We start from the raw sequence: 21,749 nt of genomic DNA on the forward strand, positions 1-21,749 counted from the left end.
GTTCGGTGCGCAGAATAACATGCGCCCATTGAAATGTAAGACATAAACAAAGAAAATTGTACACAATATCAACCTCCAATCCGAATACCTCAACCGAGGTATAGCCGATCTTTGGTTTGCGAGTGGAAAGGCCAGGCTCCGGGCTTTACGCCACCAGGACTTGACCGACCGGGCAAGTTTCTTGCTTGGACAGGTGGCAACGAATTTGACAAAGTTTTGATTTACAAAACGCAAATCAATTTGTATACAATCACCCCATCCGTGATCGCACCTCCATTCCAGGGCGGCGATGACCGTCCAACAGACTAGAAAGGAAGACTGCAGTGAGCGCTGATTACCCACGCGACCTGATCGGTTATGGCAACAACCCTCCGCATCCGCAATGGCCGGGTGAGGCCCGTATCGCGTTGTCCTTCGTGCTGAACTACGAGGAAGGCGGCGAACGCAACATTCTCCATGGCGACAAGGAGTCAGAAGCTTTCCTGTCCGAAATGGTGGCCGCCCAGCCGCTGCAAGGCGCGCGCAACATGAGCATGGAGTCTCTATACGAATATGGCAGCCGTGCTGGAGTCTGGCGTTTGCTCGACCTGTTCAAGCGTCATGACATTCCGCTGACCATCTTCGCCGTGGCCATGGCTGCGCAACGCCATCCCGACGTGATCCGCGCCATGGTCGAAGCCGGCCATGAGATCTGCAGCCACGGCTACCGCTGGATCGACTACCAGTACATGGACGAGGCCCAGGAGCGCGAGCACATGCTCGAGGCCATCCGCATCCTCACCGAACTGACCGGAGAGCGCCCGGTGGGCTGGTACACAGGCCGCACCAGCCCCAATACCCGTCGCCTGGTGATGGAGGAAGGCGGCTTCCTCTATGACTCCGACACCTATGACGACGACCTGCCCTACTGGGAACCCAACAACCCCACTGACAAGCCGCACCTGGTCATCCCCTACACCCTGGATACCAACGACATGCGCTTCACCCAGGTGCAGGGCTTCAACAAGGGCGACGACTTCTTCCAATACCTGAAGGACGCGTTCGACGTGCTTTACGCCGAAGGTGCCGCTGGCGCGCCGAAGATGTTGTCGATCGGCATGCATTGCCGCTTGCTGGGTCGTCCGGCACGCATCGCCTCCCTGGCGCGTTTCATCGACTACGTGAAGGGCCATGAAAAAGTCTGGTTCGCCCGCCGCGCCGACATCGCCCGCCACTGGCACGCCACCCACCCTTTCAAAGAGCAAGCGAAATGAGCCGCTTCCAGACCTGCACTCCGTCCTGCCTGTCCCGCGAGGCCTTCGTCACGACCTTCGCCGACATCTACGAGCACTCGCCCTGGGTAGCCGAGAAGGCCTTCGACCTGGGTCAGGACACTAGCATCGACGACATCGACGGCCTGCATCAGCGCATGGCCGACTTGTTACTCAGCGCCAGCCGTGAAGCCCAGTTGGCGCTGATCAACGCTCACCCGGACCTGGCTGGCAAGGCCGCCGTCCGTGGCGAGTTGACTGAAGCCAGCACCTGCGAACAGGCCGGTGCCGGCATCCACCAATGCACGGCTGAAGAGTTCGCCCGCTTCACCGCGCTGAACGACGCCTACAAGGCCAAGTTCGGGTTTCCTTTCATCATGGCGGTGAAAGGCAGCAACCGGCACCAGATCCTGGCGGCATTCGAGGAGCGCATCCACAACTCCCCCGAAGCCGAGTTTTCCAGGGCGTTGGTCGAGATCAACAAGATCGCGCTGTTCCGTCTGCAGCAAATGTAAGTCGCAGGCGCACCGCTCCCTCCATATCGCCCTCAATTCAAGGCAGACAAAACAGATGAAAAGCTACGCCGTCCCGTTCGAGAAGTACGTCAACCTCGCCGACGCCCGTCTCGGCACCAAGGCCATCTTCGTCACCGACGACTGGTTCGCTGACGTAAACCGACTGTTCCAGCCGACTCCGGCTGTCTGGAAGGAGGGCGTTTTCGATGATAACGGCAAGTGGATGGACGGCTGGGAATCCCGCCGTAAGCGTTTCGAAGGCTACGACTACGCCGTAATTCGCCTGGGCGTACCGGGCTTGATCAAGGGCGTGGACATCGATACCAGCCACTTCACCGGCAACTTCCCGCCGTCCGCCTCGCTGGAAGGTTGCTTCGTCGCAGAAGGCGACCCGACCGACGCTACCGAGTGGACCGAAGTACTGCCGTCCGTGGAGCTGAAGGGCAACAGCCACCACTACCACGAAATCGCCAACGCGCAGGCCTTCACTCACCTGCGGTTCAACATCTATCCCGACGGTGGCGTTGCCCGCCTGCGCGTGTACGGTATCCCGTTCCGCGACTGGTCCGCGATCGGCGACAACGAGCAGGTCGACCTGGCAGCAGCGCTGAATGGCGGTCGCGCCCTTGCCTGCTCCGACGAGCACTTCGGCCGCATGGGCAACATCCTTAACCCGGGCCGTGGCATCAACATGGGCGATGGCTGGGAAACCGCCCGTCGCCGTACCCCGGGCAACGACTGGGTGATCGTCGCCCTAGGCCATCCGGGCGAAATCGAGCGTATTGTGGTGGATACCCTGCACTTCAAGGGCAACTACCCGGACAGCTGCTCGATCCAGGCGGCCTACGTCAAAGGCGGCACCGACAGCCAAATCGAGACCCAGAGCCTGTACTGGCGCGAGCTGCTGCCGAGCCAGAAACTCTCGATGCACGCCGAACATGAGTTCGCCGAGCAGATCAAAGCCCTTGGCCCGGTGACCCACGTGCGCCTGAACGTGTTCCCGGATGGTGGCGTAAGCCGTCTGCGCCTGTTCGGCAAGGTGGCGAAGTAAGCGTTTGACCCTTTCTCCCGCTGGGAGAAGGTGCCCCGAAGGGGCGGATGAGGGATGCTCCGTGCAATGCATGGCGTCCCTCACCCCTGCTCCCTCTCCCGGAGGGAGGGGGGATGAACTGAACTGAACAAGTAGAACAGCCATGCGTACCCTGAAGATCGAGCCCCTGACCAAAGAAGCCTTCGCCCCCTTCGGAGATGTGATCGAAACCGAAGGCAGCGAATACTTCATGATCAACAACGGCTCCACCCGCCGCTACCACAAGCTGGCAACCGTGGAGACCGCGCAGCCGGAGGACCGGGCGATCATCAGCATTTTCAGCGCCGAGTCCCTGGAAATGCCGCTACGCATACGCATGCTGGAGCGCCATCCGCTGGGCAGCCAAGCGTTCATACCGCTGCTCGGCAACCCCTTTCTGGTCGTGGTCGCGCCACTTGGCGATGTACCTGTACCGGGCTTGGTCCGTGCCTTCCTCAGCAATGGCAGGCAGGGCGTTAATTACCATCGCGGCGTCTGGCACCACCCGGTGCTGACGATCGAAAAGCGGGATGACTTCCTGGTGGTTGATCGCAGTGGTTCCGGGAACAACTGCGACGAGCATTACTTCACTGAGGACGAGCAACTGCTCCTCGACCCCCACCACTAATAAGAGAAGCCCAACGATCGGCGTGCCGGTCGGCGGGAAAGAGGTAACAACTGTGGAAGCACATTTGACCGAATGGCTGAACCTGAGCATCCGCTGGGTTCACATGATCACCGGCATCGCCTGGATCGGCGCATCCTTCTATTTCGTCTGGCTGGAGAACAACCTCAATCGCAAGAACCCGCGCGATGGGCTCTCGGGGGACCTCTGGGCTATCCACGGCGGTGGCATCTACCACCTGGAGAAATACAAGCTCGCCCCGCCGAAAATGCCGGACAACCTGCACTGGTTCAAATGGGAGGCCTATTTCACCTGGTTGTCGGGCGTTGCCCTGCTGACCGTGGTGTTCTACCTGAACCCGACCTTGTACCTGATCGCCCCCGGTAGCGACCTGGCCCCCGCAGCGGCCATCGCCATCGGTGCCGGCGCCCTGATCGCAGGCTGGTTCATCTACGACTTCCTGTGCGATTCGCCACTGGGCAAGACCCCCGCCCTGCTCGGCCTCGTACTGTTCGTACTGATCGTCGGCGCCTCCTGGGGCTTCACCCAGGTATTCAGCGGCCGTGGTGCGTACATCCATGTCGGCGCCCTGATCGGCACCATCATGGTCGGCAACGTGTTCCGCATCATCATGCCGGCCCAGCGCGCGCTGGTTAAGGCAATCGAAGAGAACCGCACTCCGGACCCGGTGCTTCCGGCCAAAGGCCTGCTGCGCTCGCGCCACAACAACTACTTCACCCTGCCGGTGCTGTTCATCATGATCAGCAACCACTTCCCGAGCACCTATGGCAGCCAATACAACTGGCTGATCCTGGCCGGGATCGCGGTGATCGCAGTATTGGTACGTCACTACTTCAACACCCGCCACGACAGCAACAAGTTCGCCTGGACCCTGCCGGCCGGCGCCCTGGGCATGATCTGCCTGGCCTTCGTCACCGCGCCCAACTACAAGCAAGCCGAACCGAGCCTGGCTGTAGAGCACAGCAACGAAGCCGCAGCATCTGCTACCAGCGAAGCGCCGGCTGCTGCTGCCCAGGAATCTGCTGCACCTGCTGCTGCACCTGCCCAGGCCAGCAATGGCTCCACCAGCTTTGACAAGGTCCATAGCGTCATACAGGAACGCTGCACTGTTTGCCATTCAGCCAAACCCACCAGCCCGATGTTCACCGCGGCACCGGGTGGTGTGATGCTGGACACTCCGCAGCAGATCCAGATGCTCGCTCCGAAGATCCAGGCCCAGGCTGTTGCTAGCCAGATCATGCCACTGGGCAACATCACCCAGATGACTCAGGAAGAGCGTGACCTGATCGGCCGCTGGATTGCCCAGGGCGCCAAGACCCAGTAAGCGATACCACGGCGGGTCCTGACCCCAAGCAGGACCCGTTTTTAATAAGCCTGCCTCGAGGCGGGCTTCTTTTTACCAGCAGTACCCCCGGCTGGGCAGGACTCGCCCAGCTCGCTACATGAATACCCGGCGATGCAGCATCCACCCGGTGCGGCGTCGCCTAAGCGACTAAAAAGAACAAAAGCGCCGAGGTGTTGCATGACCGCTCAGAATGAGCCAGCTACCCCCCTTTCGCCCGCTGACCAGCGGCTGCCCCTGATGCAGCTCTTCCTGGTCGGCATCCAACATGTCCTCCTGATGTACGGCGGTGCCGTCGCTGTGCCACTGATCGTCGGCCAGGCCGCCGGCCTGTCACGCGAGGAAATCGCCTTCCTGATCAACGCCGACCTGCTGGTGGCCGGTATAGCCACCCTGGTGCAATCCCTCGGCATCGGCCCCATGGGCATTCGCATGCCGGTGATGATGGGAGCCAGTTTCGCCGCCGTCGGCAGCATGGTGGTGATGGCCGGCATGCCCGGAGTCGGCCTGCAAGGGATCTTCGGCGCAACGATCGCCGCGGGCTTCTTCGGCCTGCTGATCGCGCCCTTCATGTCGCGCATCGTTCGTTTCTTCCCACCCTTGGTGACCGGCACGGTGATCACCTCGATCGGCCTGACGCTGTTCCCGGTAGCCGTCAACTGGGCAGGAGGCGGTAGCAAGGCCGCGCAGTTCGGCGCGCTGGAGTACCTGGCCATTGCGGCCCTGGTGCTGGGTGCGATCCTGCTGGTCAACCGTTTCCTCAAGGGCTTCTGGGTCAACGTATCGGTGCTGATCGGTATGAGCCTAGGTTACCTGTTGGCAGGAGTCTGCGGCATGGTCGACCTCAGCGGCCTGGACAAGGCGCCCTGGTTCCAGGTAGTGGAGCCAATGCATTTCGGCATGCCCAAGTTCGAACTGGCCTCCATACTGTCCATGTGTCTGGTGGTGGTGATCATATTCGTCGAGTCCACCGGCATGTTCCTCGCCCTGGGCAAGATCACCGGACGTGAAGTCTGCCCCAAAGCCCTGCGCCGTGGACTGCTCTGCGATGCCGGAGCGTCGTTCTTCGCGGGCTTTTTCAACACCTTTACCCACTCCTCGTTCGCCCAGAACATCGGCCTGGTGCAAATGACTGGTGTGCGCAGCCGATACGTGACTGCAGTCGCCGGCCTGTTCCTGGTGGTATTGAGCCTGCTGCCCAAGGCTGCGTTCCTGGTGGCTTCGATTCCGCCGGCCGTGCTCGGCGGTGCCGGTATCGCCATGTTCGGCATGGTCGCTGCCACTGGCATCAAGATCCTCCATGAGGCGGACATCACCGATCGCCGCAACCAGCTGCTGGTCGCCGTCAGCATCGGCATGGGCATGGCACCGGTCGTCCGCCCGGAGTTCTTCGCCCAACTTCCACACTGGATGGAACCCATCACCCACAGCGGTATCGCCATGGCCACCGTCAGCGCCCTGACGCTCAACCTGCTGTTCAACATTCTCGGCGAGAAGGATCGCAGCCAGCACTGCGCGGCTCACTGAGCGTATTTGCTCCCATCCGGTTGAACCCAAGAGGTTTATCCGGGACTCCATAGCCCGCCTACCCGGCGGGCTCTTTTAGACCTTGCCGTCTTTGACCGGCCCGCGCCCGCGCGGGGTCGCCGGACAGGTTCGGCTTGCCGGAGGCTCCATGCGCAGGAATTCATGAATTGCTGAACCTCTTGCTCGACATTCTCGGCGATTAAGGCCCTGCCCGCATGGGTAGCTACGCCGAAACGCATTGCGACCTCTTCACGCTTCCAGAAATACAACAAGAAGGAGAATCTGAATGCTTCGTTACCGCAGACTGGCGCTTGGCGCCGCTTTGATCGCCGCCAGCCCGGCTGGCTTTGCCGCTGACCAAGGCAAGTTCTTCGAATGGATGAACAACAGTGTCGGCTTCCGTTATGGCCAACAGTTCACCAACCCGAACAACCCGGACAAGTTCGCCAAACGTGTGTACAGCTTCACCCACGCTGACGGGTACCGCTATGGCAGTAACTTCTTCAACCTGGACGTGTTCCTCTCCGACAGCCGCGACCCGCGCAAGGGTACCGACCACGGCGGCAGTGAGGTCTACGCGGTGTATCGACACCAGCTGTTCGCTTCGCGGGTGTTCGACCAGCCGCTGGGGACCGGCCTCTTGAAGGACTACGCCTTCACATTTGGCTTCGATGCCAACCGCAACAACAACCGCGCCTCGGCCAAGAAACGTGCCCTCGTGTTCGGCCCGACGCTGAAGTTCAACGGCGCCGGTGTCCTCGACCTCAGCCTGATGTACTACCGCGAGAAGAACCATTCGGGAATTCCAGGCGCGCGCCATCCGGACCACACGTTCGATACTACCTACATGGTCAACCTGACCTGGCTCAAGCCTTTCCAGCTTGGCGACCACAACGCCAAGTTCCAGGGCTTCGTCAACTACGTCGGGGAGAAAGGCGAGGACTACTTCGACAAAGACACCGCCCCAGAAACGCTGATGCGCACCTCGCTGATGGTGGCCGCGCTGCCTGGCGCCAAGACCAAGCCGAACCTCTGGCTCGGTGTCGGCTACGAGTACTGGCACAACAAGTTCGGCGTGGATGGAGGCCGGGGCAGCCGGACCTCGACGCCAACGGTAAACCTGGAATTCACCTTCTGACCTGGAGCCCGCCGCAAGGCGGGCTCTTCCCATCTTCCGCCAGCTGAAGGGCAACAGCGTCACAGAAACAGAACAGTGCTGCGGTGGCATGCACCCCTCCCCTTCGGCCCAAAGGGACGGCGCATTGTGCCATCCCCCGGCCCTGTCGCTCCTGGCGATCAGAAATGCACCTTGACCAGCAGGCTGGCGGTGTTCTGGTTGGTGCCGTCGAGAATCTCATCGCCGAGGAAACTCTCGCTGTCGATGCCGTACTTGTCCTTCCAGTAGTCGTACTCGAAACCGACGTAGAGCTGCTTCTCACCCCAGCCCATCGACTTGCCCAGGTCGTACTTCACCTGCGGGTTGAAGTGCAGGTTGGCGTGGTAGGTGCCGCGATCGTTCTCGTCGTTGTCCACCACCCAGTCCATGAAGCCGTCGATCAGGATGTCGGAGTTGCCCACCGGGATGGTGTAGCTCCACACCGGAGTGATCTGCCAAACGTCGTCACCAGGACGGCTGCCATCGGTCTGGCGGTTGTAGAAGTTGACCTGGAAGTAATCGAAGCCGGGAATGGCCAGGTCGAAACCAGGGCCAATCAGGTAGGACTCGACGTCGCCTTCGCCGAACTCGTAGGTCATCGCCAGCAACACGTCAGTAACCGGGCCGAACTGGATCTTCTGGTCGAAGATCTTGCCCAGCGACAAGCGCGGCTGGAATTCCCCGTAGTAGGTGTTGTCGCCGACGAGAGCATCCTTGTCACCGTTGTAGAAAATCTTGTCGAGGAAGAAGAAGTTGTCGCCGTACTTCCAGCCATCGGCATGCTCGAAGGTCACGGTTTGCTGGATTTCCGGGTTGATCTTGAAATCCTGGCCGTAGAGGTAGGTCAGGCTGTTGTTCTGCCAGAACAGCAGGTCGTCGGCCGTGGCCTGGCCGCCCGCCAGGAGGCCGGTCGAGAGGGCGAGGCAGTGCGGCAGATACTTCAATTTCATGGGGTTTCCCTTGTTGTAGTGGGTTTCAGGTTTTTCCGACCCGCACCCACCCCCGACCCGCCCCGGAGCATGGAGGACAGGCAAGGAACAGCTGCGGAACTGGAGAGGGTTTAGCGCCTCGCGTCAGCCGGAATATCCGGGGCTGATCTGGCGGCCAATGTCGGACGGGCTGTCTTCAGCATTGCGCTGTTCGGCTTCGTCTTGCGGGTTCTGCAGGGCCTCGATCATCGAGGCCTCGGGTTCGAATTCGTTTTCTTCGATCTCCACATGCTCATCCGGCAGGGTGAAACTCAGCAGGATGGCGCTGAATGCCCCCACCGCCATTGGCGATTCGAAAATGCTCTGCAAGGCCTTGGGCAGTTCGTGAAGCACCTCCGGCACACCGGCAAAGCCAAGGCCAAGGCCAAGGCCAAGCGCCATGATGATGGGCGACAGGCGTAGCAGCGGATTGTCGAAGCGATAGAAGATGACAATGGCCCCCAGCACGAGTCCAGCCAGACCCAGGTTGCTCAGCGAGCCAAGGTCGGCTGCACCAAAGCCCCCGGCCATATCTGTCATGGACATCTTGAGCAGCAACAAAACCACGAGAGAGATGATGGTGCCCTGCATGTACAGGAGGCCGGAACCGACCGGGCCGAAGCGGCGCACCTGGACGAAAGCGCCGAAGACGGACACGGGCAACGCCATGCTGATCAGGTACGGAATTTCACTTTGCAGCCCGAGCATACTGCCGACGATCAGGGTCGGCGTGGTGATGCCAACGAAGCTTGCGAGGACGAGCTGGATGGCGGCAAAGGTTGAAGCTCTGAATCCAGCTGTGTCGTTCAACCCGTAGATGAGGTCGGGGCGATCTACGGACAGATCGGATGCACTCATGAGTAAAGCCTGCCTATTGTTTTTGTCGGTCATGGGCTTACAGGGTGTTCACACCCTGGGTTCTATCTCAGTCAAAAACTGATTCAGAAGTCAGGTTTTCCGACTATATACACGTTGTGAACATCTCTAACAACATTTTCCACATTAATTGTGTACAAATATTGTTTCAGTAGAGCCAATCCCATCCCCCGATCTCAGAGGACTTCCCGCATATCGAGACAGAACGCTATCTCCGTAGAGGACGTAGAGCCTTACGCAGCTGCGTGCTGGCCATTCATCAATCACTGATCAGGTTGCGCGTGTGATAGCTGATCAGAACGGCATGCCATCGGCTGGATTAGCTGCGCTAGCGCAATCCAGCCGACAGATCCGTGCAGGCCGTCAGGGCGTAGCCTTTTCCCGCTGTCGCTTGAGGAAGTCCACCTTCCACTGCTCCATCCCGAGGTATTCGGTATCGAGGTTGGCCTCCACCTGGTAGCGCGCCTTGAGCGTCGCCACCTCGTCCCGGTGTTCAGTGAGAAAGTGGTCAAAACGCCCGATCAATTCGGGGTACTTGACGCTGGAGAGGTTGAAAGTACCTCGGGTGTGCGGCAGCTTGGGGTCAAACACCAGGGCGCCGGGGCGAGCTCTTATGTTGTCCAGGTAGAAGGTTGCGACCACCACGTTGTAGTAGGCACCGTCAGCCTCCCGCTTCATGGCTTGCTTGATCATCTGCGCCAGGCCTGTGCTGCGCACCACCTGGGTCTGCCCGCCCTGGATGCGGTCCTGGTAGCTCCAGGGTGTCCAGCCGTCCACCACCGCAAGGCGCGCGAGCCGGTCCAGCCCCCGGCCCTGCCGCTCCGGTGCAACCAGCACACCGTCCACATACGCCACCACAGGCTGGCTGTAGCTAACCGTCCTGCCCTGTTTCAGATCAGGGGCCCAATTGACATTGTCCGGGTACTTGAAGTCGACACTGCCATTGAGCAGGTGCTGAGTCAGCTGCTTGACCGGTAGTGGCTGATAGCGAATATCCAACTTGTTCTCGCGGGCGAACAGATCCAGCAAGTCGCGAGCAAAGCCCCGATATTCGCCGCTTTCGTCCACCCAGTAGTGAGGCTGGAAATCCTGGGGCTCGACCCCGACCACAAGGGTCTCAGCCTGACTGCAATCGATGTAACAGACGCCGGCAAGCAGCCAGCCAAACGCAAGAGGCTTCATGACCTTCTCCTTGTTCTTATTGAGACGCAGACCTGCAGGAGCGAGCCTGGCCCGCCCCTGCAGGTTTCTTACTCCCCAGAGACCAGTTGACGAGCCAACTGGTTGTGGCGCTCCAGTACCCGCGGCAGGTCGACCGTCATCAACTGGCCATCGCGGACGACCACCTTGCCGTTGATCACGCTGGTGGACACATGGGTCGGCGTGCAGAAGACCAGGGCCGCCAGCGGATCGTGCAGCGCGCCGGCATAGGCAATGTGGTTCAGGTCGAAGGCGACGAAGTCGGCGACCATGCCCGGCGCCAACGCACCGATATCGTTACGGTTGAGCACCTTGGCACCGCCCAGGGTGGCGATTTCCAGGGCTTCGCGAGCCGTCATGGCATCGGGGCCGAAGCCAACCCTCTGCAGCAGCAGGGCCTGTCGCACCTCGCCGATCATGCTGGCGCCGTCGTTGGAGGCCGAACCATCCACGCCGAGTCCCACCGGCACACCGGCATCGCGCATGCGCCGCACCGGAGCTATGCCCGAGGCCAGGCGCATGTTCGAGCAGGGGCAGTGAGCAACGCCGGTACCGGTACGGGCGAACAGCTCGATACCATGTTCGTCCAGCTGTACGCAGTGGGCATGCCAGACGTCATGACCGACCCACCCCAGATCCTCGGCGTATTCGGCCGGGGTCATGCCAAACTTCTCGCGGCTGTACGCGATGTCGTTGACGTTCTCCGCCAGGTGAGTGTGCAGCGACACCCCGTACTGGCGCGCCAGTACCGCGGCTTCGCGCATCAAGTCGCGGCTCACCGAGAAAGGCGAGCACGGTGCCACCACCACTCGCAGCATCGAGCCGTGGGAGGCGTCGTGATAGTCCTCGATCAGGCGCTGGGACTCCTTGAGGATGTCGGCTTCCTTCTCCACCACCGAGTCCGGCGGCAGGCCGCCCTGACTGCGGCCGACGCTCATGCTGCCGCGCGCGGCGTGGAAGCGCATGCCGATCTCGCCAGCGGCGTGGATGCTGTCGTCCAGCTTGCAGCCGTTCGGATAGATGTACAGGTGGTCGCTGGAGGTGGTGCAGCCGGAAAGGATCAGCTCGGCCATCGCGGTCTGAGTGGAGACCTGGATCATCTCGGGCGTCAGCCGCGCCCAGATCGGGTAGAGATTCGTCAGCCAGTTGAACAACTCGCCGTCCTGCGCCGCCGGCACCACCCGCGTCAGGCTCTGGTACATGTGGTGGTGGGTGTTGACCAGGCCGGGGATGACGATCTTTCCAGCAAGATCCAGCACCTCGTCCGCCGTCTGCGGCAGTTCGGCACTCGACCCGACCTGGAGGATGCGGTTGTCCTCGATGAACATCCCTCCTTGCCGGATTTCCCGTCGCTGGCCGTCCATGGTCACCAGCAAGTCGGCGTTCTTCACCAAGAGTGTTCTGGGCATGCGTGTTCTCCTTGGCCCTTGCGGGCACAATTACTTTCGGAATCTGGTTCAAGAGGGATCGAGGTTCTCGTGGACGCCCTGGCAAGGCGCTTCACTGAAGACAGGACGATCAGTACGGCGAGATGGAGCAACGCCGCCAGGGCTAACACGAGGGCGTTGATCAGCCGCCGGTCATGCTCATGAAGCGGATTACCTGGACCTGTTCGGACGCATCGAAGTGATGTCGCTCCGGCTTGAGCCTGAGCGCTTCGATCAGCGCAGCGCGCAGCCGCTCGCCATCGCCAGGATGACGGCGGATCAACGCTTTGAGGTCCAGCGCACCTTCGTGCCCAAGGCAGAGCACTAGCTTGCCTTCGGCCGTGACGCGCACACGGTTGCAGTCGCCGCAGAAATTGCGGCTATGGGGGGAGATGAAACCGACCTGGGTGTCGCTGCCGACCACCTGCCAATAGCGGGATGGCCCACCGGTACGGTGACTGCTGGGCACTAACTGGAAGCGCTGCTCGACCCGCTCGCGCACATCTTCGCTGGTGCACAAGGTGACCTTGCGCTCGTGACTGGAGATGCTGCCTAGCGGCATCTCCTCGATGAAACTGATGTCCAGGCCGCGATCGACGGCAAAGGCGACCAGGTCCTGAACCTCATCGTCATTGCGCCCCTTCTGCACCACGGTATTGAGCTTGATGCGACGGAAACCGGCAGCGCGCGAGGCGTCGATGCCGGACAGAACCTGGCCGAGGCGGTCGCGGCGGGTGAAGGCTGCAAACCGCTCGCGTTGCAGGGAGTCGAGGCTGATGTTCAAGCGGGTGACGCCTGCTTCGCGAAGCTCATGGGCCATGTGCCCGAGCTGCGAGCCGTTGCTGGTGATAGCCAGGTCATCCAGTTCGCCGCGGGCGCCGAGGCGCGTCAGCAGGGAGGTCAGGCCCTTGCGCACCAACGGCTCACCGCCGGTGATGCGAATGCGCCGGACACCCAGGCCAATGAAGGCATCGGCGACGGTATAGAGCTCTTCGAGGCTGAGGATCTGCGCGCGAGGAGCGAAGACCATGTCCTCGCTCATGCAATAGGTGCAACGAAAGTCGCAGCGGTCGGTGACCGACAGACGCAGGTAAGTGATTCGTCGACCGAAAGGGTCGAGCAATTGTGTGTCTTGCATGGGTGAAGTCTGCCGCAACACGCACCGGTCAGGACACCGGCGACATGGACGGATGCCGAATAGAAACAGAAAACATTTTTTTTGTATACAGGAATCTCTCTCCGGCCTTCGCTTGAGAGCCCCGCGAAGCCGGTGATACCATGCCCGACCTCTCGCCGGCCGGCCTTTCCGGCCTCCCGGACGAGTCCAACAAGGAGCCGATGTGAGCAGCATTCGCGAGCGCAACAGAGACCTCATCCTGCGCGCGGCCAGCGAGGAATTCGCCGACAAAGGGTTCGCCGCCACCAAGACGAGCGACATCGCGGCCAAGGCTGGCCTGCCCAAACCCAACGTCTATTACTACTTCAAGTCGAAAGAAAACCTCTACCGCGAGGTCCTCGAGAGCATCGTCGAGCCGCTGCTGCAAGCGTCTGCGCCTTTCAAGCAGGCCGGACACCCATATGACGTGCTCACGGCCTACATTCGCTCGAAGATCCGTATCTCCCGCGAACTGCCTTATGCATCCAAGGTATTCGCCAGCGAGATCATGCATGGCGCGCCACATCTTTCCGCCGAACAGACCCAGCAACTGAACGACCAGGCCAGACACAACATCGAGTGCATCCAGCGCTGGATCGACCAAGGGCTGATGGCCAAGGTCGACCCGCACCACCTGCTCTTCAGCATCTGGGCCGCAACCCAGACATACGCCGACTTCGACTGGCAGATCTCCACCGTCACCGGCAAGGCCACCCTCAGCGACGCCGACTACGATGCCGCGGCCGAGACCATCATCCGACTGGTAATCAAGGGCTGCGAAGTGGAAGAAAGGCCACAGGCCAGGAGCGCCTGAGGCCCCTCCAACAAAGCAACGCCAGCCTCTGCGCTCTAAACCTCGGCAACCCTTCGGGCTGCTCAGCGAATGAATTCGCTCCCACAAAAGAGCAGCAACCCTCACTCACCTTGCAGGGGGGGTGAGCTTCAACCCATCCCGAATTTCACCCCCGGCTAGCGCTACCGGGGGACCAAAAGACTTCGCCCCCACAGGGCAGGCGCTGGCTGGCACAAACCCTATGGGGGCGAATTCATTCGCTGAGGGCTGCGCAGCAGCCCCACCAAGCATCAGGCCGCGCCGGCATCCGCCTTCAGACCGACCGCTTCCACCGCGCTCACCGCGCATTGCTCATCGATATCCGACGTATCACCGCTGATACCGATCGCTCCGATCACCTCTCCTTGCGCATCACGAATCAGCACACCGCCAGGCGCCGGCACCAGGTTGCCGTCCGCCAGATTGTTCACAGCACCGATGAAGGCTGGGCGCTGCTGCGCATCGGCAGCGATCAGGCGCGAGCCCTTGCCCAGAGCAACAGCACCCCACGCCTTGCCGATGGCTATCTGCGGACGAAGCATGCTGGAGCCATCCTGGCGCTGCAGGGTGATCAGGTGCCCGCCGGCATCCAGCACGGCAATGGTGAGCGGCGCGGTGCGCAGTTCGCGACCGGTGGCCAGGGCATGGTTGGAAATGCTCACAGCGGTTTCCAAGGTCAATGTGTTCATTTCAAGCGTTCCTCGTGATTGGTTGGACTTTGCGTGGCGCCGGAGCTGCCTGGGTTCGCCGGACCTCGGGCCATGCAGGAGAAATCCCACGCATGCTCCAGACGCATCTGAACTCTGCCCCTCACTATCCCACCGAACACAAAAAAATCAACACATAGATACAATCACATTATTTTTTGTATACAGTGTACCCGTCAGCTTCCTGGCAAGTCCGGGAGAGACCCATAAAACGGGTGTTTTAAAAGAGTCTCGCTCCTGCGACCTTTCGCCTCACAAATGGTCTTGACCCTTCAGTCAGCTGCTGAATAGAATCCAGCCACGTAGCTTGTATACAATTTTCACAAGAAAGAGGCACAAAACATGGCCAAAATGAGAGCAATCGAGGCTGCCGTCCTGGTGATGCGTCGCGAAGGCATCGACACCGCGTTCGGCATCCCCGGCGCCGCCATCAACCCGCTGTATGCAGCCCTGAACAAGATCGGTGGCATTGACCATGTACTGGCCCGTCACGTCGAAGGCGCCTCGCACATGGCCGAGGGCTACACCCGCACCAACCCGGGCAACATTGGCGTGTGCATCGGCACCTCAGGCCCGGCAGGCACCGACATGGTCACCGGCCTGTATTCGGCATCCGCCGACTCCATCCCGATCCTTTGCATCACCGGCCAGGCTCCTCGTGCACGTCTGCACAAGGAAGACTTCCAGGCCGTCGACATCACCAGCATCGTCAAGCCGGTAACCAAGTGGGCAACCACCGTCCTGGAGCCGGGCCAGGTACCTTACGCCTTCCAGAAGGCCTTTTTTGAAATGCGCAGCGGTCGCCCCGGTCCAGTGCTGATCGACCTGCCGTTCGACGTGCAGATGGCCGAGATCGAGTTCGACATCGACGCCTATCAGCCGCTGCCGGTACACAAGCCGTCGGCCAGCCGTATCCAGGCTGAAAAGGCCCTGGCCATGCTGAACGACGCCGAGCGTCCGTTGATCGTCGCCGGTGGCGGCATCATCAACGCCGACGCATCGGAGAAGCTGGTCGAGTTTGCCGAGCTGACTGGCGTACCGGTCATCCCGACCCTGATGGGTTGGGGCACCATTCCGGATGACCACCGCCTGATGGCCGGCATGTGCGGCCTGCAGACCTCCCACCGCTATGGCAACGCCACCCTGCTGGAATCAGACCTGGTGTTCGGTATCGGCAACCGTTGGGCCAACCGCCACACTGGTTCGGTTGACGTCTACACCCAGGGCCGCCGCTTCATCCACGTCGACATCGAGCCGACCCAGATCGGTCGCGTGTTCACCCCGGACCTGGGCATCGTTTCCGACGCCGGCGCCGCACTGGACGCCTTCCTGGAAGTCGCCCGCGAGTGGCAAGCCGCTGGCAAGCTGAAAGATCGCAGCGCCTGGGTTGAATCCTGCCGCGAGCGCAAGCGCACCCTGCAGCGCAAGACCCACTTCGACAACGTGCCGGTCAAGCCGCAGCGCGTCTACGAAGAGATGAACGAATTCTTCGGCAAGGACACCTGCTACGTCAGCACCATCGGTCTGTCGCAGATCGCCGGCGCGCAGTTCCTGCACGTCTACAAGCCGCGTCACTGGATCAACTGTGGCCAGGCCGGCCCGCTGGGCTGGACCGTTCCGGCAGCCCTTGGCGTGGTCAAGGCTGACCCGAACCGCCCGGTAGTCGCCCTGTCCGGCGACTATGACTTCCAGTTCATGATCGAAGAGCTGGCTGTGGGCGCGCAGTTCAACCTGCCCTACATCCACGTACTGGTTAACAACTCCTACCTGGGTCTGATCCGCCAGGCGCAGCGCGGCTTCGAGATCGACTTCTGCGTGCAGCTGTCGTTCGAGAACGTCAACGCGCCGGAACTCAAAGGCTACGGCGTGGACCACGTTGCCGTGGTCGAGGGACTGGGTTGCAAGGCGATCCGCGTGTTCGACGCCAACGAACTGCAAGGCGCTTTCGCCAAGGCCAAGCAGCTGATGGAAGAGTTCCGCGTACCGGTCGTGGTCGAGGTCATCCTGGAGCGTGTGACCAACATCTCCATGGGCACCGAGATCAACGCGATCAACGAGTTCGAGGAACTGGCCCAGTCCGGCGCCGACGCACCAACCGCCATCTCGCTGCTGGATTGATCGCCCTGACTCTCCTCTCCCACCGGGAGAGGGGCCTGGGGTGAGGGATGTCCGAGGCAACTCGTCACATCCCTCACCCAATCCCTCGCCTATTCGTGGTGGGAGAGGGAGCTAGATTTGAGGAGACATTCATGCCCCGTTTTGCCGCCAACCTGTCCATGCTGTTCACCGAAGTGGACTTCCTGGACCGTTTCGCCGCCGCTGCCGAAGCCGGCTTCAGCGGTGTCGAGTACCTCTTCCCCTACGATTTCCCGGTTGAGGAGATCCGCGCCCGCCTGGACGCCAACAAGCTCGAGCAGGTGCTGTTCAACCTCCCGGCCGGTGACTGGGGCCAGGGCGAGCGTGGCATCGCCTGCCACCCGGACCGCGTTGAGGAGTTCCGCGCCGGCGTCGACAAGGCGATCGCCTACGCCAGGGTCCTGGGTAACCAGCAGGTCAACTGCCTGGCCGGCATCCGCCCGCAGGGCTATGACTGCGCCACCATCGAAAAGACCTTCGTCGACAACCTGAAGTACGCCTCTGACAAGCTCGAAGCCGCCGGCATCAAGCTAGTGATGGAAGCCATCAACACCCGCGACATCCCCGGCTTCTACCTGAACAACACCAAGCAGGCCCTGGCCATCCGCGACAAGGTCGGCAGCGCCAACCTGTTCCTGCAGTACGACATCTACCACATGCAGATCATGGAAGGAGACCTGGCGCGCACCGTCGAGTCCAACCTCGCCGCAATCAACCACGTGCAGCTTGCCGACAATCCCGGCCGCAACGAGCCGGGCACCGGTGAAATCAACTACCGCTTCCTCTTCGAGCACCTGGACCGCATCGGCTACCAGGGCTGGATCGGTTGCGAATACAAGCCCGCCACTACCACCGTCGCCGGCCTTGGCTGGCTGAAAACCCATAACGCAGTTTGACCGTTCGCTGTTCGTAGGATGGGTGGAGCGAAGCGATACCCATCGTGCCAGGCCTAGCCCCGATGATGGGTATCGCAGGCTCCACCCATCCTACGCAGTTCGGTTCCACATCAGACATTGCGACACCAGGAGACTCTCCCATGGCAAAAATCGGATTCATCGGCACCGGCATCATGGGCAAGCCCATGGCTCAGAACCTGCAGAAGGCCGGCCACACCTTGTTCTTCTCCGAGCATTTCGACAAAGCGCCGGCTGACCTGCTGGGCGAAAACGGCGTTGGCCTGGCCAACCCGAAAGAGGTAGCCCAGGAGGCAGAGTTCATCATCGTCATGGTTCCGGACACTCCCCAGGTCGAAGACGTCCTGTTCCGCAAGGATGGCGTGGCCGAAGGCGTTGGCGCCGGCAAAGTCGTGATCGACATGAGCTCCATCTCCCCCACCGCAACCAAGACCTTCGCCGAGAAGATCAAGGCAACTGGCGCCGCCTATCTGGACGCCCCGGTTTCCGGTGGTGAAGTCGGTGCCAAGGCGGCGACCCTGAGCATCATGGTCGGTGGCTGCCCTAACGCCTTTGAACGCGCCCTGCCGCTGTTCCAGGCCATGGGCAAGAACATCACCCGCGTAGGTGGCAACGGTGACGGCCAGACCGCCAAGGTCGCCAACCAGATCATCGTCGCCCTGAACATTCAGGCCGTTGCCGAAGCCCTGCTGTTCGCCGCCCGGAATGGCGCCGACCCGGCCAAGGTGCGCGAAGCACTGATGGGCGGTTTCGCCGGCTCGAAGATTCTCGAAGTCCACGGCGAGCGTATGATCAAGGGCACCTTCGATCCAGGCTTCCGCATCAGCCTGCACCAGAAGGACCTGAACCTGGCACTGTCCGGCGCCCGCGAACTGGGCCTGAACCTGCCGAACACCGCCAACGCCCAGCAAGTGTTCAGCACCTGCGCAGCCCTCGGTGGGAGCAACTGGGACCACTCCGCCCTGATCAAAGGCCTGGAACACATGGCCAACTTCTCGATCCGCGAGGAGTAATGCGTTACCCACTGCAAGGTTGAACTGGAACACCCCGTAGGTTGGTGCTGAGCGACGCGAAGCCCAGCATCGAGCCGGCAGCTCCGATCGTCGGGTCTCGCAGGTTCGGCACTGACCTACACAATCCAACCTTGCCGGTGGGCCCCCTTCGACCCTCCTGGCCGGCGGTGACACGGCGCCAAAGGCCAGGAAGGTCGATTCCAGTCCAGAGTCGCCGCGCGCGGCGGCTGCGGACTGTAATCGGCCTGACAGCCCGGCATGCCTGATGCCGGGCAAGCAGCCCATAACAAGAATCCAGCGCCACGGAGCCTGCCATGTCCATCGATCCGAAAAGCCTCTTGCGCGATCTCTTCGCCACCGCCATCGCTGCCGCCCACCCCCGCCAGGTCCTGGCCGACCACCTCCCCGCCGACCGCTCTGGCCGTGTCATCGTCATTGGTGCCGGCAAGGCCGCTGCAGCCATGGCCGAGGTGATCGAGCAGGAATGGCAGGGCGAAGTTTCCGGCCTGGTGGTGACCCGCTATGGCCACAGCGCCAACTGCAAGAAGATCGAAGTGGTCGAGGCCGCCCACCCGGTTCCGGATGCCGCCGGCCTGGAAACCGCCCAGCGCGTGCTCCAGCTGGTCAGTGGCTTGTCCGAGTCCGACCGGGTGATCTTCCTGCTATCCGGCGGTGGTTCCTCCCTGCTCGCACTGCCCGCCGAAGGCCTGACCCTGAAAGACAAGCAGGCAATCAACAAGGCCCTGCTGAAATCCGGCGCCTCCATCTCCGAGATGAACTGCGTGCGCAAGCACCTCTCGTCGATCAAGGGCGGCCGCCTGGCCAAGGCCTGCTGGCCCGCCACCGTCTACACCTATGCGATTTCGGACGTACCCGGCGACGAGGCCACCGTAATCGCCTCAGGCCCCACCGTGGCCGACCCAACCACCTCTGCCGAAGCCCTGGCCATTCTCGCCCGCTATGAGATCGAGATTCCGGCCCATGTGCGTACCTGGCTGCAAGACCCGCGCTCGGAAACCGTGAAGCCCGGTGATCCCTGCCTGTCGCGCAGCCATTTCCAACTGATCGCCACGCCCCAGCAATCCCTGGACGCCGCCGCCGAGAAGGTTCGCGCCGCCGGTCTTACTCCACTGATCCTCGGCGATCTGGAAGGCGAATCCCGCGAGGTGGCCAAGGTCCACGCCGGCATCGCCCGGCAGATAGTCCTTCACGGCCAACCGATCAAGCCGCCGTGCGTAATCATCTCCGGCGGCGAGACCACCGTGACCGTACGCGGCGATGGTCGCGGCGGGCGTAATGCCGAGTTCCTGCTGAGCCTGACCAATACCCTGAAAGGCCTGCCCGACGTCTATGCCCTGGCTGGCGACACCGACGGCATCGATGGCTCGGAAGACAATGCCGGCGCCATCATGACCCCGTGCAGCTACGGCCGCGCCGCCAAGCTCGGCCTCAGCTCCAGCGATGAGCTGGACAACAACAACGGCTACGGCTACTTCGCCGCACTGGGTGATTTGATCGTAACCGAGCCGACCCGCACAAACGTGAACGACTTCCGCGCCATCCTGATTCTCGAGAGCCCTGAAAAATGACGCCTGACAAGAAAGTAAAAATCCTCGCCACCCTCGGGCCGGCGATCAAAGGCATCGACGACATCCGCCAGTTGGTGGAAGCCGGCGTCAACCTGTTCCGCCTCAACTTCAGCCACGGTGAACACGCCGACCACGCCCAACGCTACGAATGGGTGCGCGAAGTGGAGCGCCAGCTGAACTACCCCATCGGCATCCTCATGGACCTGCAAGGGCCAAAGCTGCGCGTCGGGCGCTTTGCCGAAGGCAAGGTGAATCTGGAACGCGGCCAAGCCTTCCGCCTGGACCTGGACACTACCCCGGGCGACGCGCGCCGGGTCAACCTGCCGCACCCCGAGATCATCGAGGCGCTGGAGCCCGGCATGAACCTGCTGCTGGACGACGGTCGTCTGCGCCTGCAGGTGATCGCCAAGCAATCCGATGGCGTGGACACCAAAGTAGTAGCCGGCGGCGAACTGTCCGACCGCAAGGGTGTGAACGTACCGGAAGCGGTGCTGCAACTCAGCCCGCTGACCACCAAGGATCGTCGTGACCTTGCCTTCGGCCTGGACCTGGGCGTGGATTGGGTGGCGCTGTCGTTCGTGCAGCGTCCTGAAGACATCGTCGAAGCCCGCGAGCTGATCCAGGGTCGCGCCTTCCTCATGGCCAAGATCGAGAAGCCCTCTGCGGTGCAACACCTCGAAGAAATCGCCCGCCTCTGCGACGCCATCATGGTGGCTCGCGGCGACCTGGGCGTGGAAGTGCCGGCCGAGAACGTACCGCGCATCCAGAAAGACATCATTCGCACCTGCCGCCAACTTGGTCGGCCGGTGGTGGTGGCCACCCAGATGCTCGAGTCCATGCGTTTCTCCCCGGCACCGACCCGCGCTGAAGTGACTGACGTTGCCAACGCCGTGGCCGAAGGCGCCGATGCGGTGATGCTCTCCGCCGAGACTGCTTCCGGCGACTACCCACTGGAAACCGTGCAGATGATGAGCAAGATCATCCGCCAGGTGGAGAACGGTCCGGACTTCCAGAGCCAGCTCGACGTCAGCCGTCCGCAGGCCGAGGCTACCGCTTCGGATGCCATCAGCTGCGCCATCCGCCGCATCAGCAGCATCCTGCCGGTGGCGGCCCTGGTGAACTACACCGAGTCCGGCAGCTCCAGTCTGCGCGCCTCCCGCGAGCGCCCGAAGGCGCCGATCCTCAGTCTGACGCCAAATCTCAACACCGCGCGTCGCCTGACTGTGGCCTGGGGCATCTATTCGGTCGTCAATGAACGTCTGCACAAGGTCGAGGAAGTCACCAGCACAGCGCTGGAGATAGCCCAGGCCCAGGGCATGGCCAAGCGTGGCGATACCGTGGTGATCACCGCCGGCGTGCCGTTCGGCCAGCCGGGCAGTACAAACAGCCTTCGGATCGAAACGCTGAACTGATTTGAAACACCCGA

19 protein-coding genes are annotated in these 21,749 nt (G+C 61.7%); 13 read left to right on the forward strand and 6 right to left on the reverse strand.

Annotation, left to right across the window (positions count from 1 at the left end; genetic code table 11):
- The first annotated feature begins 323 nt into the window (after positions 1 to 323).
- The 7 genes from puuE (at position 324) to OXH74_RS23760 (ending at position 7,487) form a co-directional block, all read left to right on the forward strand.
- Positions 324 to 1,253, forward strand: coding sequence for an allantoinase PuuE (gene puuE / locus OXH74_RS23730; protein ID WP_375739135.1), 930 nt, complete (start codon positions 324 to 326; stop codon positions 1,251 to 1,253).
- Positions 1,250 to 1,765 carry a 2-oxo-4-hydroxy-4-carboxy-5-ureidoimidazoline decarboxylase gene (uraD, locus tag OXH74_RS23735; RefSeq protein WP_375739136.1) on the forward strand — a complete coding sequence of 172 codons (516 nt, stop codon included), beginning with the start codon at positions 1,250 to 1,252 and terminating at the stop codon, positions 1,763 to 1,765. Before puuE ends, uraD begins: the two co-directional genes overlap by 4 nt.
- Positions 1,766 to 1,820: 55 nt before the next feature.
- A complete protein-coding gene (gene alc, locus OXH74_RS23740) occupies positions 1,821 to 2,816 on the forward strand; it encodes an allantoicase (RefSeq protein ID WP_375739137.1) in 996 nt (331 codons plus the stop codon).
- A 142-nt stretch (positions 2,817 to 2,958) separates the two neighbouring features.
- Positions 2,959 to 3,462, forward strand: coding sequence for an ureidoglycolate lyase (locus OXH74_RS23745; RefSeq protein WP_215373177.1), 504 nt, complete (start codon positions 2,959 to 2,961; stop codon positions 3,460 to 3,462).
- A 52-nt stretch (positions 3,463 to 3,514) separates the two neighbouring features.
- Positions 3,515 to 4,804: a urate hydroxylase PuuD gene (locus OXH74_RS23750; protein WP_375739138.1), complete on the forward strand. Its 1,290-nt coding sequence runs from the start codon at positions 3,515 to 3,517 to the stop codon at positions 4,802 to 4,804.
- Between the two features lie 198 nt (positions 4,805 to 5,002).
- On the forward strand, positions 5,003 to 6,349 hold the full coding sequence (locus tag OXH74_RS23755) for a nucleobase:cation symporter-2 family protein (protein WP_375739139.1): 1,347 nt from the start codon (positions 5,003 to 5,005) through the stop codon (positions 6,347 to 6,349).
- A 286-nt stretch (positions 6,350 to 6,635) separates the two neighbouring features.
- Positions 6,636 to 7,487, forward strand: coding sequence for a nucleoside-binding protein (locus tag OXH74_RS23760; RefSeq protein ID WP_375739140.1), 852 nt, complete (start codon positions 6,636 to 6,638; stop codon positions 7,485 to 7,487).
- Between the two features lie 158 nt (positions 7,488 to 7,645).
- Here the strand turns inward: OXH74_RS23760 and OXH74_RS23765 are convergent, their stop codons facing one another.
- The 5 genes from OXH74_RS23765 to moaA form a co-directional block, all read right to left on the reverse strand.
- Complete coding sequence (locus OXH74_RS23765) at positions 7,646 to 8,455, reverse strand: outer membrane protein OmpK (RefSeq protein WP_215373187.1); 810 nt, start codon at positions 8,453 to 8,455, stop codon at positions 7,646 to 7,648.
- 123 nt (positions 8,456 to 8,578) lie between these two features.
- Positions 8,579 to 9,331, reverse strand: a complete 753-nt coding sequence (locus OXH74_RS23770) for a hypothetical protein (RefSeq protein WP_375739141.1) — start codon at positions 9,329 to 9,331, stop codon at positions 8,579 to 8,581.
- Between the two features lie 381 nt (positions 9,332 to 9,712).
- On the reverse strand, positions 9,713 to 10,531 hold the full coding sequence (locus OXH74_RS23775; protein ID WP_375739142.1) for a substrate-binding periplasmic protein: 819 nt from the start codon (positions 10,529 to 10,531) through the stop codon (positions 9,713 to 9,715).
- Positions 10,532 to 10,599: 68 nt separating this feature from the next.
- On the reverse strand, positions 10,600 to 11,958 hold the full coding sequence (locus OXH74_RS23780) for an 8-oxoguanine deaminase (RefSeq protein ID WP_215373193.1): 1,359 nt from the start codon (positions 11,956 to 11,958) through the stop codon (positions 10,600 to 10,602).
- 160 nt (positions 11,959 to 12,118) lie between these two features.
- On the reverse strand, positions 12,119 to 13,114 hold the full coding sequence (gene moaA / locus OXH74_RS23785; RefSeq protein WP_375739143.1) for a GTP 3',8-cyclase MoaA: 996 nt from the start codon (positions 13,112 to 13,114) through the stop codon (positions 12,119 to 12,121).
- Between the two features lie 202 nt (positions 13,115 to 13,316).
- On the opposite strand from moaA, the gene OXH74_RS23790 reads away from it, so the two are divergent.
- Complete coding sequence (locus OXH74_RS23790; protein ID WP_375739144.1) at positions 13,317 to 13,946, forward strand: TetR/AcrR family transcriptional regulator; 630 nt, start codon at positions 13,317 to 13,319, stop codon at positions 13,944 to 13,946.
- 269 nt (positions 13,947 to 14,215) lie between these two features.
- Here OXH74_RS23790 and OXH74_RS23795 read toward each other — a convergent pair whose 3' ends face one another.
- Positions 14,216 to 14,653, reverse strand: coding sequence for a heme-binding protein (locus tag OXH74_RS23795; RefSeq protein WP_375739145.1), 438 nt, complete (start codon positions 14,651 to 14,653; stop codon positions 14,216 to 14,218).
- Between the two features lie 360 nt (positions 14,654 to 15,013).
- On the opposite strand from OXH74_RS23795, the gene gcl reads away from it, so the two are divergent.
- From gcl to pyk, 5 genes are all read left to right on the forward strand, one after another.
- Positions 15,014 to 16,789, forward strand: coding sequence for a glyoxylate carboligase (gene gcl / locus OXH74_RS23800; RefSeq protein ID WP_375739146.1), 1,776 nt, complete (start codon positions 15,014 to 15,016; stop codon positions 16,787 to 16,789).
- 131 nt (positions 16,790 to 16,920) lie between these two features.
- The gene (gene hyi, locus OXH74_RS23805) at positions 16,921 to 17,703 is read left to right on the forward strand and encodes a hydroxypyruvate isomerase (protein WP_375739147.1); all 783 of its coding nucleotides are present in this window, start codon (positions 16,921 to 16,923) and stop codon (positions 17,701 to 17,703) included.
- A 140-nt stretch (positions 17,704 to 17,843) separates the two neighbouring features.
- Positions 17,844 to 18,734 carry a 2-hydroxy-3-oxopropionate reductase gene (locus tag OXH74_RS23810; protein ID WP_375739148.1) on the forward strand — a complete coding sequence of 297 codons (891 nt, stop codon included), beginning with the start codon at positions 17,844 to 17,846 and terminating at the stop codon, positions 18,732 to 18,734.
- A gap of 314 nt (positions 18,735 to 19,048) precedes the next feature.
- Positions 19,049 to 20,323 (forward strand): glycerate kinase, encoded by a 1,275-nt coding sequence (locus OXH74_RS23815; protein ID WP_375739149.1) that lies wholly within the window; start codon positions 19,049 to 19,051, stop codon positions 20,321 to 20,323.
- Positions 20,320 to 21,735 (forward strand): pyruvate kinase, encoded by a 1,416-nt coding sequence (gene pyk / locus OXH74_RS23820; protein WP_375739150.1) that lies wholly within the window; start codon positions 20,320 to 20,322, stop codon positions 21,733 to 21,735. Before OXH74_RS23815 ends, pyk begins: the two co-directional genes overlap by 4 nt.
- Positions 21,736 to 21,749: the final 14 nt, after the last annotated feature.

The organism is Metapseudomonas boanensis (assembly GCF_042232855.1).
Lineage (GTDB): Bacteria > Pseudomonadota > Gammaproteobacteria > Pseudomonadales > Pseudomonadaceae > Metapseudomonas > Metapseudomonas boanensis.